This is a genomic window from Pseudomonas sp. CCNWLW23 (assembly GCF_037095675.1).
Classification (GTDB): Bacteria; Pseudomonadota; Gammaproteobacteria; order Pseudomonadales; family Pseudomonadaceae; genus Aquipseudomonas; species Aquipseudomonas atacamensis.
Genome location: NZ_JBAWKM010000041.1, coordinates 1 through 12,906, shown reverse-complemented (window position 1 = coordinate 12,906; position 12,906 = coordinate 1). Strand labels below are relative to the sequence as shown.

The following is a 12,906-nucleotide window of genomic DNA, read 5'->3' as shown; positions in this document are numbered from 1 at the left end:
GCGTCCCCTAGGGGACTCGAACCCCTGTTACCGCCGTGAAAGGGCGGTGTCCTAGGCCACTAGACGAAGGGGACACAAACCCTTCTATACAACTGATCAGTGCTGAGAGCTGATCGATTCAAGGCCGGTGTGGCCAGACCTTGAACTGTAAAATTGGTGGAGCTAAGCGGGATCGAACCGCTGACCTCCTGCATGCCATGCAGGCGCTCTCCCAGCTGAGCTATAGCCCCGGATTTTTCGCCTCGCGGCGGAGTGATCTCTTGCAACATCACTTCTGTAAAACTGGCGTCCCCTAGGGGACTCGAACCCCTGTTACCGCCGTGAAAGGGCGGTGTCCTAGGCCACTAGACGAAGGGGACGCAAACCTTTCTATACAACTGATCAACGCTGAGTGTTGATCGCTTCAAGGCCGGTGTGGCCAGACCTCGAAGTGTAAATTGGTGGAGCTAGACGGGATCGAACCGTCGACCTCTTGCATGCCATGCAAGCGCTCTCCCAGCTGAGCTATAGCCCCTCATCGCTGAGGACGGGGCGAATCTTAAGGGCGTATCGAAAGCCTGTCAAACTTATTTTTGAAAAATTTCAAAATTTTTTGCCGGGATAACAATCACTTACCGCCCTCCCCCGTAAATTCGGGAGAAACGCCGAAGGCAGGATCAAAAGATCACAGCCTTCGGCAGTCCTGCAGAGAAGCAAAAGCAATCAGGCGATGGCGCCCAAGAGCTTTTCCCACTCCTTGTTTTCTTTCTTCGACACACCGCCCAGCAGGTCAATCGCCTGGCGCAGGCGGAAACGGGTCAGGTCCGGGCCGAGGATTTCCATCGCATCGAGCACCGACACCGAACTGGCCTGCCCAGTGATCGCAGCAAACATCAGCGGCATCGCGTCGCGCAGTTTCAGCTCCAGAGATTCGACCACCGCCTGGATCGTCGCGGTGATGCTGTCCTTCTCCCACTGCCGCAGGCTTTCCAGTTTCCACAGGATCAACTGCATCAACTGGCGAACCTGATCGCCGGAGAGCTTTTTCGACTCGAACAGCTTGGCATCCGGATTCACGCCGCCGGCAAAGAAGAACCCCGCCAGCGGTGCAACCTGGCTGAACGTTTCAACCCGGCCCTGCACGTGCGGCGCGATTTTCATCATGTATTCAGAGTTGAACGCCCACTTCTGCACGCGGGCGGCAAACTCTTCCACCGGCAGATCGCGCAGCCACTGGCCGTTGAGCCACGACAGCTTCTCGATGTCGAAGATCGGCCCGCCGAGGGAGACACGCTTGAGGTCGAAGTTGTCGACCATTTCCTGCAGCGAGAACTTCTCGCGCTCGTCCGGCATCGACCAGCCCATGCGCCCGAGGTAGTTGAGCATCGCTTCCGGCATGAAGCCCATGCGCTCGTAGAACGTCACCGAGGTCGGGTTCTTGCGCTTGGACAGCTTGCTCTTGTCCGGGTTGCGCAGCAGCGGCATGTAGCACAGCTCCGGTTGTTCCCAGCCGAAGTATTCGTACAGCAAAATCAGTTTCGGTGCCGATGGCAGCCATTCTTCGCCACGCAGCACGTGGGTGATGCCCATCAGATGGTCATCGACGACGTTGGCGAGGAAGTACGTCGGCAGGCCGTCGGTCTTCATCAGCACTTGCATGTCCATGCGATCCCACGGGATCTCGACGTCGCCACGCAGCATGTCCGGCACCACGCAGACGCCTTCGCTCGGCACTTTCATGCGGATCACGTGCGGTTCGCCAGCGGCCAGGCGCGCCGCGACTTCTTCCTTCGACAGCAGCAGTGCGCGGCCGTCGTAGCGCGGAGTTTCGCCGCGAGCCATTTGCTCGGCGCGCATCTGATCGAGTTCTTCAGCAGTGCAGAAGCACGGGAACGCATGGCCCATGTCGACCAGTTGCTGGCAGTACTTCTGATAGATGTCGCCGCGCTCGCTCTGCCGATACGGGCCGTGCGGGCCGCCGACGTCCGGGCCTTCGCTCCAGTCGATACCGAGCCAGCGCAGGGCGTCGAAGATCTGCTGTTCGGACTCGCGGGTCGAACGCAACTGATCGGTGTCTTCGATGCGCAGGATGAACTCACCGCCATGCTGCTTGGCAAAGCAGTAGTTGAACAATGCGATGTAAGCGGTACCTACGTGGGGGTCCCCGGTAGGCGATGGCGCGATGCGAGTGCGGACGGTGGTCATGGCTTGTCTCGAAAAAATGAAGAGCAGAACAATCAAGCGGCGAATGGTAACAGGCGACACCCGCCCCGCTCCAGCGGGCAGGGTATTTAAGCCGGATGCGCTTGGCCGTCCGATTTGTGTGAAGGCCATTCGCGAGCAGGCTCGCTCCCACAGGGATACACAATGATCGTTCCCACGCTCTGCGTGGGAAAGCATCCTGTGACGCTCTGCGTCACACGAGCGATGGGACGCAGAGCGTCCCGGGCGGCATTCCCACGCAGAGCGTGGGAGCGATCCCTTATACCGTAAGCAATCGTTCGCGCAGTTTGGCAATCTCGTCACGCATCTGCGCCGCCGCTTCAAACTCCAGATCCCGCGCCAATTGGTACATCTTCTCTTCCAGCGCGCGGATGCGTTTGGTGATTTCGCTTGGCGAGCGCAACTCGGCTTCGTACTTGGCGTTCTCTTCGGCGGCCTTGGCCATGCCTTTGCGCTTCTTGCTGCGCGAACCCGGCACGGTGGCGCCTTCCATGATGTCGGCGACGTCCTTGATCACACCTTTCGGGGTAATGCCGTTCTCAAGGTTGAAGGCGATCTGCTTCTCGCGACGGCGCTCGGTCTCACCAATCGCCCGCTCCATCGAACCGGTCATGCGATCAGCGTAGAGAATCGCCCGGCCATTGAGGTTACGCGCCGCGCGACCGATGGTCTGGATCAGCGAGCGCTCGGAACGCAGGAAGCCTTCCTTGTCGGCATCGAGAATCGCCACCAGCGACACTTCCGGCATGTCGAGGCCTTCACGCAGCAGGTTGATCCCGACCAGCACATCGAACACGCCGAGGCGCAAATCGCGGATGATCTCGACGCGCTCGACGGTGTCGATGTCCGAATGCAGATAACGCACGCGCACGCCGTGGTCGGCGAGGTAATCGGTCAGGTCTTCGGCCATGCGCTTGGTCAGCGTGGTGACCAGCACACGTTCTTCGATCGCCACACGCTTGGTGATTTCCGAGAGCAAGTCATCGACCTGAGTCAGCGCCGGCCGCACTTCAACCTGCGGGTCGACCAGGCCAGTCGGCCGCACCACCTGCTCAACCACCCGCCCGGCGTGTTCGGCTTCGTAATTGCCGGGCGTTGCCGAAACGAAAATGGTCTGCGGGCTGACCCCTTCCCACTCGTCAAAACGCATGGGCCGGTTGTCCAGCGCCGAAGGCAGGCGGAAGCCGTACTCAACGAGGGTCTCTTTACGCGAACGGTCGCCCTTATACATCGCGCCGACCTGCGGCACGCTGACGTGGGATTCGTCGATCACCAGCAAGGCGTCGGCAGGCAGATAGTCGTAAAGGGTGGGCGGCGCCGCGCCGGACGGACGCCCGGACAGGTAGCGCGAGTAGTTTTCGATGCCGTTGCAATAGCCCAGTTCGAGGATCATTTCCAGGTCGAAACGGGTGCGCTGTTCCAGACGCTGGGCTTCCACCAGTTTGTTGTTGCTGCGCAGGTATTCGAGGCGCTCCTGCAATTCGACCTTGATGCCTTCGATAGCATCGAGCAGGGTTTCCCGAGGCGTCACGTAGTGACTTTTCGGGTAGAAAGTGAAGCGCGGCATCTTGCGGATGACTTCGCCGGTCAGTGGATCGAAGGCGGAAATGCTCTCGACCTCGTCATCGAACAGCTCGATGCGGATCGCTTCGAGGTCGGATTCCGCCGGGAAGATATCGATCACGTCACCGCGCACGCGGAACGTCGCCCGGGCGAAATCCATGTCGTTGCGGGTGTATTGCAGATCGGCCAGGCGCCGCAGCAGCGCACGCTGATCAAGCTTGTCGCCGCGATCAACGTGCAAGACCATTTTCAGATAGGTTTCCGGACTGCCCAGACCGTAGATGCACGACACCGTGGTGACGATGATCGCGTCCTTGCGCTCGAGCAACGCCTTGGTCGCAGACAGCCGCATCTGCTCGATGTGGTCGTTGATCGAGGCATCCTTCTCGATGAAGGTGTCGGACGACGGCACATACGCTTCGGGCTGGTAGTAGTCGTAGTAGGAAACGAAGTATTCAACGGCGTTGTTCGGGAAGAACGCCTTGAACTCCCCGTACAACTGCGCGGCCAGGGTCTTGTTCGGCGCCAGTACGAGCGTCGGCCGCTGGACCTGGGAGATGACGTTGGCAATGCTGAAGGTCTTGCCCGAACCGGTCACACCGAGCAGTGTCTGGTGCGCCAGCCCGGCGTCAATGCCCTCAACCAACTGGCGAATGGCTTCCGGCTGATCGCCGGCAGGCTCGAAGCGGGTGACTAGCTGGAATTCCGACATACACACCTCTGGAATCGCGGCGTTCCGCGTCAGGCGGAGCACCACGAGGACGACCGCAAACGACCGATGTCGCGCAAGAAAAAACCTGGATTGTGCTGAATGTGGTGGCGATTGCCTGACCTTTCAAGGCAAACGTCCTACATCCGGTAAAGAGTCTGACAAAGTCAATCGACTAACGGTCAAGAAATAATCGGAAAAACTTACCCTAAAAGCCGATTCGCCTGTCGCCATTGCGCGGTGATGGCCTCTATACTAGCTCCCCGTTTGTGCACCGCTCTAGTGCATTCGGCTGGAGCGCGACACGTCCCTCCACTCTCCATTCAGAGCCGCCGTAATAATGAGCCTGTTCTCCGCTGTCGAAATGGCACCCCGCGATCCAATCCTGGGCCTCAACGAAGCATTCAACGCCGATACCCGGACCACCAAGGTCAACCTGGGCGTGGGCGTGTACTGCAACGAAGAGGGGCGAATTCCACTGCTGCGCGCGGTGATCGAAGCCGAGACGATTCGCGTCGCGCAACACGCTTCGCGCGGTTACCTGCCGATCGATGGCATCGCTGCCTACGACCAGGCCGTGCAGAAACTGCTGTTCGGCAACGACTCGCCGCTGATCAGCGCCGGTCGCGTCATCACCACTCAGGCCGTCGGCGGGACCGGCGCACTGAAAATCGGTGCCGACTTCCTCAAGCAACTGCTGCCGAACGCCGTCGTGGCGATCAGCGACCCGAGCTGGGAAAACCACCGCGCGCTGTTCGAAACCGCTGGTTTCCCGGTGCAGAACTACCGTTACTACGACGCTGCCACCCATGACGTGAACCGTGCCGGCATGCTCGACGACCTCAACGCCCTGCCGAACGGCTCGATCGTTGTCCTGCATGCTTGCTGCCACAACCCGACCGGCGTCGACCTGACCCCGGCGGACTGGAACAAGGTGCTGGAAGTGGTCAAGGCCAAAGGTCACGTGCCGTTCCTCGATATGGCTTACCAAGGCTTTGGCGACGGGATCGATGAAGACGCCGCCGCTGTGCGCCTGTTCGCCGAATCCGGCCTGACCTTTTTCGTCTCGAGCTCGTTCTCCAAATCGTTCTCGCTGTACGGCGAACGCGTTGGCGCACTGTCGATCATCAGCGAATCGAAAGAAGAAAGCGCGCGCGTGCTGTCGCAGGTCAAGCGCGTGATCCGCACCAACTACTCCAACCCGCCGACTCACGGCGCCAGCATCGTTGCTGCGGTGCTGAACAGCCCGGAACTGCGCGCGCAGTGGGAAGCCGAGCTGGCCGAGATGCGTCTGCGTATTCGCGGCATGCGCGAGCAGATGGTTGCCCTGCTGGCGGAAAAAGCCCCGGGTCGCGATTTCAGCTTCGTCGGTCGTCAGCGCGGCATGTTCTCCTACTCCGGCCTGACCACTGAACAGGTGCACCGCCTGCGCAACGAGTTCGGCATCTACGCCCTGGACACCGGCCGCATCTGCGTGGCTGCCCTGAACCAGAGCAACATAAAGGCTGTGACGGACGCGATCGTTCAGGTCATCTGATTTCGGCCAGTGATGAAAAACGGGAAGCCTTTTGGGCTTCCCGTTTTTTATTTGTCTCTGGAAACGCCTCGCAACCTCTAGACTGCACACAATTCAAAGTGTAGGAGCTGACGAGTGCAACGAGGCTGCGATCTTTTGATCTTGTTTCTAAGATCAAAAGATCGCAGCGTTCCGCAGCTCCTACCGGTTTTGTGTACACCCGAGATTTTCTGAAGAGAACCCACATGAAAAACGACAACCTGCGCGCTGACCGTGACGACCTGGATGATTTCATCCCGCGCGCTCCGGCCAAGCGTGAAAAGAGCCTGGTGCTGCAAGTCGCCACCGGGGTATTCCTCGGTGGCCTGGCCCTGTGGCTGGTGCAACTGGCGGCGACGGCGGCCTATGCCAAGCTGATGCTCGGCACGACTACCTTCGGCAGTTAAGCCAGCTCGGCCGAGCGTTGAGTGGCAGCATCGTCGTAAATCACATACAGCGACTCGGCGACCTGGCTCTTGATGGCCTTGCTGCTTTCAAGACCAAGCACGAAACCTTCAGCCTTGCCGCCAGCGCGGTTCAATTCTTCGGCGGTGCTTGCCCCGGCGATTGCATCGAAGAGTTTTTCGGCGTGCGGGCCGATCCCTTTGGGCAGGCTGATCTGTGCAGTGCTCATGCGAGCACCTCGGTATTACGGGTGATTTGAGTCATGGCGCGTACCTTTGCGGCGAATGGCCGGCAGCGCGTGTGACCACTTCCGGGCTGCCATGGTAGACCTCTGAGGCCTTTCTGGTAACCGCCAATCGCTGACAAAATGCCGTCCGTCCCGACGAATCGCAAAAGTTGCCAGGCGATGCTTGACTTCTCTTTTTGAATCAGTAACATACGCACCAATTCCGCAATAGCTCAGTTGGTAGAGCAAGTGACTGTTAATCACTGGGTCCCTGGTTCGAGTCCAGGTTGTGGAGCCAAATAGCAAAGCCCCTGAATCGCGAGATTCAGGGGCTTTTTTGTGGACGCTCGAAAAATGCCAAAAGGCCGATCTGCTTGGGCAGATCGGCCTTTTCTGTTTCAGACGCAGCGGTCAGACATGTTCGCTGCTTTTCACCTGCACCTTCGGCGCGCCGTGGCCATGGTCGTGGTCATCCGGCTCGATCACGGGCACTTCCTTGCCATCGCAATCATGCAGCTTGCCGTCGCTGAAGTAATCGCCTTCACGCAGCGCGGCCAGATCGCGATAACGCAGGGTGCGCTCTTCGGCTGCGGCGAACACCGATTGTTGATCCGAATTGCCGGTCGTGAAGTGGTTGAACGCCAGGTTGAGCAGGATCGCCATGATTGCAGATGAACTGATGCCCGAATGGAAAATAGTCGCGAACCAGCTCGGGAAATGATCGTAGAAGTTCGGCGCGGCGATCGGGATCATGCCGAAACCGATCGAAGTGGCCACGATGATCAGGTTGACGTTGTTGCGGTAGTCCACCTTCGACAACGTGCGAATGCCGCTCGCCGCCACGGTGCCGAACAGCACGATCCCTGCGCCGCCAAGGACCGAAGTCGGCACGGCGGCAATCACCCGGCCCATGAACGGCAGCAGGCCGAGCACCACCAGGAACAAGCCGCCGGTAGCGACCACGAATCGGCTCTTGATCCCGGTCACCGCCACCAGCCCTACGTTCTGCGCGAAAGCACTTTGCGTAAACGAACCGAAGATCGGCGCAAACATGCTCGACAGCATGTCGGCACGCAGGCCGTTACCCAAGCGTTTGGAATCCACCTTGGTGTCAATGATCTCGCCCACGGCGAGGATGTCCGCCGAGGTTTCCACCAGCGTCACCATGACCACAATGCACATCGACAGGATCGCGGCGAAATGGAAGGTCGGCATGCCGAAGTGGAACGGTGTCGGGAAGCCGAACATGGGGCCGGTGGTGACACTGGAGAAATCCGCCATGCCAAGGAACACCGCCAGCACCGTGCCGATGACCATGGCCAGCAGAATCGACAGCCGAGAAATGGTCGCGCTGCCAACCTTGCTCAGCAGCAACACCAGCACCAGCGTGACCGCCGCCAGACCGATGTTCTGCATGCTGCCGAAGTCCGGCGCGTGGCTGTTGCCGCCCATCGCCCAGCGTGCGGCCACCGGCATCAGCGTCAGGCCGATGGTGGTGATCACAATGCCGGTGACCAGCGGCGGAAAGAACTTGGTGATGCGTGAAAACACCGGCGTGATCAGCAAGCCGATCAACGAGGCGGCAATCACCGCACCCAGCACCGATTGGAAACCGCCCTCCCCGCCGCTGCTGACGATCGCAACCATGGTCGCCACGCCGGAGAACGATACGCCCTGGACCAGCGGCAGCTGACAGCCAAAAAACGGCAGACCCAGGGTTTGCAGCAACGTCGCCAGCCCCCCCGCAAACAATGAAGCAGCAATCAACAGACCAATGTCCGCCGGCGACAGACCGGCCGCCTGGCCAATGATCAGTGGCACCGCAACGATACCGCCGTACATGGTCAGAACATGTTGCAGGCCGTAAGCCATATTCGCGCCGACCCCGAGGTTTTCGTCCTCGGGCCGTTGGTGTGAAACATGGGGCGTTTTCATGGTGGGGGGTTCCCTGGTTTTTGTTATGCGCACACTGTATTCAATACTCAGGACAAATGTCCATAGAGTTGTATACAACTTGTCAGTCACATTATGGTTAGGTAGCCATCCAACCTTCTAGCCTGCGCTTCTTGCCCCAACAAATCCGGCAACACATCCCCGCTGCATCCTCGCCAGTACCCACTAGGCTGAAGTGTTCACGGCGACCGACGGTGCAGTCGCGCTCTTTTTTATACATATAAAGTATGCATAATGAAGTCATTCAAGATTCAGTACGACAAAAGCAAAAACGCAGCCAACAAACTCAAGCACAAAGGCATCAGCCTCGCCGAAGCCGAACCGGTTTTTCATGACGAACGCGCACTGACACTTGAGGACAACGACCATGACGAACAACGCTGGATCACCCTCGGCCTCGATGCCAAAGGTCGTGTGCTTGCCGTTGCTTACAGCTATCGCGAAGCCAATGTTGTTCGAATCATTTCCGCACGTCTCGCCACACCCAGCGAACGGCGCGCGTATTTTCAGGAGGCTTGAACGATGAAAGACGAATATGACTTTTCCGCAGGTAAACGCGGCGCAGTAGCGCCGAGCAAGGGCAAGACCCGCATCACTATCATGCTTGATGACGCGGTGATCGAAGCGGCGCGTACCGCCGCGGAAACCGAGGGCTTTGGCTACCAGACTGTGATCAACAACACCCTGCGCCATGCTCTGCTTGATGGCCCACGCCAGCAGGAAAGCGCCGACGATTCAGGTCTGACGGGCCAATTCAAGAAAGGCATCACCGCCACCGATCTCAAGAGTCTCGAGCGAAAGCTGTCAGCGGCCATCGGCGAAATCCGTCGCGTATTGGAGCCTGATGTAAAGCCTTAGATGGAGGCTGGCGCGATGACCCGAGCCAGCGCTTGTCGCACACGCGGTGAATCAGGCACCTGAAGATCGAACTCGCGCCGCAGCAATTTCATCAGCTCGTCGACGTCCGCCACCTCGCGCCGCTCACTGTCCGCGCCCATGTGATGAATGGCAAAACTGCCGTTGTTCAGGGTTTTGCGCCAGCCAGCGCCGGTGCGCGCGACCATCAGGCGCTGCGAAAAGGGTGACTCGGGATGGGTGGAGACGTACCAGTTGCCGACGGTGTAATCGATGTCTTCCTGGCGTTGCAAATCGAACAGGTACATCGGCCGCCATTCGCCTGCGACTTTGGCGCGCAGCAGATAGCCATCTGCTTGCTTGTCGATGCGGTAAGGTTCGTGCGGGGTGGGTTGCTCATCTTCACTGTCGAGCAACAGCGGCGCGGTGGGCACCATGCCGCCGAAGCCGACGTCGGTGATGTAACGCACTCCCTCGATGGTCACCAGACTCAAACGATGGGTTCGCGCCGTCCAGCTACCTTCCGGTTGATTCATCACCACGCGCCCGCTGATCGCCCGTGCGTCGAAGCCCAATTCAAGCAGCAGCGCATAGAACAAATGATTGAGCTCATAGCAGTAGCCGCCCCGCCCCTGCTGCAACACCTTGTCTTCGATGGAGACCAAGTCGATCAACACCGGCTCTGCACTGATCGTCGCCAGATTTTCGAAAACAAACTGAGCGGTGTGGCGCGACTGCAACTGGCGCAACGTATCAAGCGTCGGTGGCGGCGGCGCATCGAAACCCAGACGTTGCAGGTACAGATTGGTACTGGTCAGCCGTGGCGCACTCATTGCTCGATCCTTATGCATGGGCCGCAGAACACTGCGTGGATGTTGCCCTGTATACGGGATCAAGCACGGCTTCCGACAATTGATTTCGCCAATCGCCCGCTCAGCGCTTTTTCCGCGAAGCGATGCGAATCCATGTCGGTGCATGGTCACTGGCGTGCGGTTCGTTGCGTACCCAGGCGTCGACGCCAGCGTCGTGCAAATACGGGCTCAATGCCGGATTGAGCAGCAGGTGGTCGATGCGCAGGCCGGAATTGGTTTGCCAATGGTTACGGAAGTAATCCCAGAAGGTGTAGAGGCGCTCTTCGGGATACACGTGGCGCAGAGAATCGGTCCAGCCTTGGTCCAGCAGCCGCTGGTAGCACTCGCGGCTTTCGGGTTGCAACAAGGCGTCCTTGAGCCAGGAACGGGTGTTGTAGATGTCCATGTCGGTGGGCACGACATTGAAGTCACCGGCCAGCACCACCGGGTGATCGCTGCTTTGCAGGTCTTTGGCGTAATTGATCAGACGCTCGAACCAGGCCAGTTTGTAATCGAATTTCGGCCCCGGCTGCGGGTTGCCGTTGGGCAGATACAGGCAACCGACCAGCACACCGTGCACCGCCGCTTCGATATAGCGGCTGTGGGTGTCATCGGCATCGCCGGGCAAACCGCGTCGACTCTCCAACGGCTGCGCATCACGCGCCAGAATCGCCACGCCATTCCATGACGCCTGGCCCTGCCAGATTGCGCCGTAACCGGCGGCCTCCAGTTCGGCGACGGGAAATGCGCTGTCGACTGATTTGAGCTCTTGCAGGCAGACGATGTCCGGTTGCTCGCGCTTGAGCCATTCCAGCAGATTCGGCAGCCGCGCGCGCATGCCGTTGACGTTGAAGGTGGCGATTCGCAGGTTTTTCATCGTCTGCAACTCCTGCTCGGTGGGATTGCAAATTGTGACCCTGAGAACGCCGCCCAGGTTGCATCGAATCACAAAGCGCCAGCTCAGACTCGGTTACGCAGCCATTGCAGAAAGCCTCTTTTCGGCGCGACCACGGGCGTTTCCTCGGTCAGCGACTGCGCCTTGTGCAGACGGAAATCGAGCAATGCCTGCATCGCATCGTGGATGTCATGGCGCGCGTCCAGGCACGGTTTCAGGTAGGACTTCTCGATGCGATACAGGGCGCAGAAAGTCTTCGCGGAAAAATCCGCCGGCAAGGCGGTGTCGGAAAGAATCCCGGCCTCACCGATCACCTCGCCCGGCCCCATGCGCCCGGATTCCAGTGGCGCACCATGGCGCTTGAGCGTCACCGATACCACGCCGGATTCAATGATGAACAAATGATCGCTGACCTCCCCGCCCGCGAGAATCGTTTCGCCGGCGCGGAAAGTTTGCAGGGTCATGTTCTGGCTGAAGGTGTCTTTTTCTTCTTCACGCAGAGTCGAGAAGATCGGTGAGCTTTCCAGCAGCGCCCGTGGCCGCGACAACTGCGGCGCGGCGCTGGTCTCGTTGCTCGACAGCAGGTTGACGCCGGAGGCCTGCAAATGTCGGTACGCGAGATCGAACAACTGATTGCGCACCACGCGCTTCTCGCCCATCGAGGCGACAAACCCGCTGATTTCGTATTCCGCGCCGCCGCTGGCAGAACTCTTCAACGACACGCTCGGCGCCGGTGTGTCGAGCAATTGCCGGCAGCCTTGCATCGCTCGCTCCAACGCCTCGATCACTGAGCTGGGCCGGGCATGGGGGCTGACGGGCACGCTGACGGAAACGCCGAACATATTGCTCGGTCGACTGAAGTTGATGATTTTGGCTTTCGCCGCCAGCGAGTTGGGAATCACGGCCATGCTGCCCTGGCTGGTTTGCAGACGCGTGGCGCGCCAGTCGATGTCGGTGACGCGGCCCTCGGTGCCGTCGATGGAGATCCAGTCATCGAGTTGATAGGGCTTGGTGGTGTTGAGGACGATGCCGGAGAACACGTCGCTCAAGGTGCTCTGCAAGGCCAGACCGACGATGATCGCCAACGCGCCGGACGTCGCCAGCACGCCTTTGACCGGCAGATCGAGCACGTACGCCAGCGCCGCAATGATGGCGATGAGGAAAATCACTGCGCCGAGCAAGTCCTGCAACAGCCGGCCGGTATGGCCGACCCGCTGCATCATCACCGCGCCGATCAACACCGTCAGGGTCCGCGCACCAAACAGCCACCAGCCGATCTGCAACCCGGTCGCTGCCAGATGCAGCGGCACGTTGTCGGCCCACGGCGCCGGTTCCATCGGGTTGAGGCCTTCGTTGAACAGCACAATGCTGAACAGGGCGAAAATCAGCACCCGCACCAACAGCTTCCATTCGCTGCCGCGAGAGCTGATCAGCCGCCACAGGCCAAGATCGAGCAGGATCAGGATCAACGCGCTAAACAACGGGTGTTCGGTCAGCAGAGACAGCATCAAACAACTCCGACAAAGGCCAATCGCGAGAAGATCGCACAGATTGGCACAGTGTAGGAGCAATTGATTTCGGCGGATGAACCGCCGCTTGAAAACACTGCGAAACCCTGTAGATACTCTGTTCACGGTCAAGCTTTTTGGGTGTGTTTACCGCTAAAAAGCTTGGCTGTACTGAAGTCTTCGC

The 12,906-nt window shown here is 59.4% G+C and carries 11 protein-coding genes and 5 tRNA genes; 5 read left to right on the top strand and 11 right to left on the bottom strand.

Translation table 11 applies throughout. From position 1 onward, the window contains the following. Nucleotide 1 precedes the first annotated feature (1 nt). The 6 genes from V8J63_RS27385 to uvrB form a co-directional block, all read right to left on the bottom strand. A tRNA-Glu gene (locus V8J63_RS27385) sits at nt 2-74 on the bottom strand. Between the two features lie 80 nt (nt 75-154). Continuing rightward, nucleotides 155-230, bottom strand: a tRNA-Ala gene (locus tag V8J63_RS27380). A gap of 53 nt (nt 231-283) precedes the next feature. Next, a tRNA-Glu gene (locus V8J63_RS27375) sits at nt 284-359 on the bottom strand. Between the two features lie 79 nt (nt 360-438). Beyond that, nucleotides 439-514: transfer RNA gene (locus tag V8J63_RS27370), tRNA-Ala, on the bottom strand. Between the two features lie 188 nt (nt 515-702). Further along, complete coding sequence (gene gltX / locus V8J63_RS27365; RefSeq protein ID WP_016773920.1) at nt 703-2,184, bottom strand: glutamate--tRNA ligase; 1,482 nt, start codon at nt 2,182-2,184, stop codon at nt 703-705. A 277-nt stretch (nt 2,185-2,461) separates the two neighbouring features. After that, the gene (gene uvrB / locus V8J63_RS27360; protein WP_016773919.1) at nt 2,462-4,477 is read right to left on the bottom strand and encodes an excinuclease ABC subunit UvrB; all 2,016 of its coding nucleotides are present in this window, start codon (nt 4,475-4,477) and stop codon (nt 2,462-2,464) included. Nucleotides 4,478-4,814: 337 nt separating this feature from the next. On the opposite strand from uvrB, the gene V8J63_RS27355 reads away from it, so the two are divergent. Beyond that, nucleotides 4,815-6,011 (top strand): amino acid aminotransferase, encoded by a 1,197-nt coding sequence (locus tag V8J63_RS27355; RefSeq protein WP_016773918.1) that lies wholly within the window; start codon nt 4,815-4,817, stop codon nt 6,009-6,011. Nucleotides 6,012-6,235: 224 nt separating this feature from the next. Continuing rightward, nucleotides 6,236-6,436, top strand: a complete 201-nt coding sequence (locus tag V8J63_RS27350) for a hypothetical protein (RefSeq protein ID WP_336464948.1) — start codon at nt 6,236-6,238, stop codon at nt 6,434-6,436. Here V8J63_RS27350 and V8J63_RS27345 read toward each other — a convergent pair. Then, nucleotides 6,433-6,663, bottom strand: coding sequence for a hypothetical protein (locus V8J63_RS27345; RefSeq protein ID WP_122700510.1), 231 nt, complete (start codon nt 6,661-6,663; stop codon nt 6,433-6,435). The two genes, V8J63_RS27350 and V8J63_RS27345, sit on opposite strands and share 4 nt — an antisense overlap. Nucleotides 6,664-6,882: 219 nt before the next feature. On the opposite strand from V8J63_RS27345, the gene V8J63_RS27340 reads away from it, so the two are divergent. Continuing rightward, nucleotides 6,883-6,958, top strand: a tRNA-Asn gene (locus tag V8J63_RS27340). Between the two features lie 113 nt (nt 6,959-7,071). On the opposite strand, the gene V8J63_RS27335 is transcribed toward V8J63_RS27340, so the two are convergent. After that, on the bottom strand, nt 7,072-8,595 hold the full coding sequence (locus V8J63_RS27335) for a nucleobase:cation symporter-2 family protein (protein ID WP_024012376.1): 1,524 nt from the start codon (nt 8,593-8,595) through the stop codon (nt 7,072-7,074). Between the two features lie 252 nt (nt 8,596-8,847). On the opposite strand from V8J63_RS27335, the gene V8J63_RS27330 reads away from it, so the two are divergent. Further along, nucleotides 8,848-9,132 carry a BrnT family toxin gene (locus tag V8J63_RS27330; protein WP_041478522.1) on the top strand — a complete coding sequence of 95 codons (285 nt, stop codon included), beginning with the start codon at nt 8,848-8,850 and terminating at the stop codon, nt 9,130-9,132. A gap of 3 nt (nt 9,133-9,135) precedes the next feature. Beyond that, complete coding sequence (locus V8J63_RS27325) at nt 9,136-9,471, top strand: BrnA antitoxin family protein (protein WP_076567077.1); 336 nt, start codon at nt 9,136-9,138, stop codon at nt 9,469-9,471. Here the strand turns inward: V8J63_RS27325 and V8J63_RS27320 are convergent. The 3 genes from V8J63_RS27320 to V8J63_RS27310 form a co-directional block, all read right to left on the bottom strand. Further along, complete coding sequence (locus V8J63_RS27320; RefSeq protein WP_130927727.1) at nt 9,468-10,301, bottom strand: arylamine N-acetyltransferase family protein; 834 nt, start codon at nt 10,299-10,301, stop codon at nt 9,468-9,470. The two genes, V8J63_RS27325 and V8J63_RS27320, sit on opposite strands and share 4 nt — an antisense overlap. A 100-nt stretch (nt 10,302-10,401) precedes the next feature. Then, nucleotides 10,402-11,196: an exodeoxyribonuclease III gene (gene xth, locus V8J63_RS27315; protein WP_076567072.1), complete on the bottom strand. Its 795-nt coding sequence runs from the start codon at nt 11,194-11,196 to the stop codon at nt 10,402-10,404. Nucleotides 11,197-11,279: 83 nt separating this feature from the next. Beyond that, nucleotides 11,280-12,722, bottom strand: a complete 1,443-nt coding sequence (locus tag V8J63_RS27310) for a mechanosensitive ion channel family protein (protein WP_024012372.1) — start codon at nt 12,720-12,722, stop codon at nt 11,280-11,282. Between the last annotated feature and the right edge of the window lie 184 nt (nt 12,723-12,906).

Coding starts and splice junctions, on each gene's coding strand:
- gltX (WP_016773920.1), bottom strand. CDS start 2,184: ATGACCACCGTCCGCACTCGCATCGCGCCATCGCCTACCGGGGACCCC.
- uvrB (WP_016773919.1), bottom strand. CDS start 4,477: ATGTCGGAATTCCAGCTAGTCACCCGCTTCGAGCCTGCCGGCGATCAG.
- V8J63_RS27355 (WP_016773918.1), top strand. CDS start 4,815: ATGAGCCTGTTCTCCGCTGTCGAAATGGCACCCCGCGATCCAATCCTG.
- V8J63_RS27350 (WP_336464948.1), top strand. CDS start 6,236: ATGAAAAACGACAACCTGCGCGCTGACCGTGACGACCTGGATGATTTC.
- V8J63_RS27345 (WP_122700510.1), bottom strand. CDS start 6,663: ATGAGCACTGCACAGATCAGCCTGCCCAAAGGGATCGGCCCGCACGCC.
- V8J63_RS27335 (WP_024012376.1), bottom strand. CDS start 8,595: ATGAAAACGCCCCATGTTTCACACCAACGGCCCGAGGACGAAAACCTC.
- V8J63_RS27330 (WP_041478522.1), top strand. CDS start 8,848: ATGAAGTCATTCAAGATTCAGTACGACAAAAGCAAAAACGCAGCCAAC.
- V8J63_RS27325 (WP_076567077.1), top strand. CDS start 9,136: ATGAAAGACGAATATGACTTTTCCGCAGGTAAACGCGGCGCAGTAGCG.
- V8J63_RS27320 (WP_130927727.1), bottom strand. CDS start 10,301: ATGAGTGCGCCACGGCTGACCAGTACCAATCTGTACCTGCAACGTCTG.
- xth (WP_076567072.1), bottom strand. CDS start 11,196: ATGAAAAACCTGCGAATCGCCACCTTCAACGTCAACGGCATGCGCGCG.
- V8J63_RS27310 (WP_024012372.1), bottom strand. CDS start 12,722: ATGCTGTCTCTGCTGACCGAACACCCGTTGTTTAGCGCGTTGATCCTG.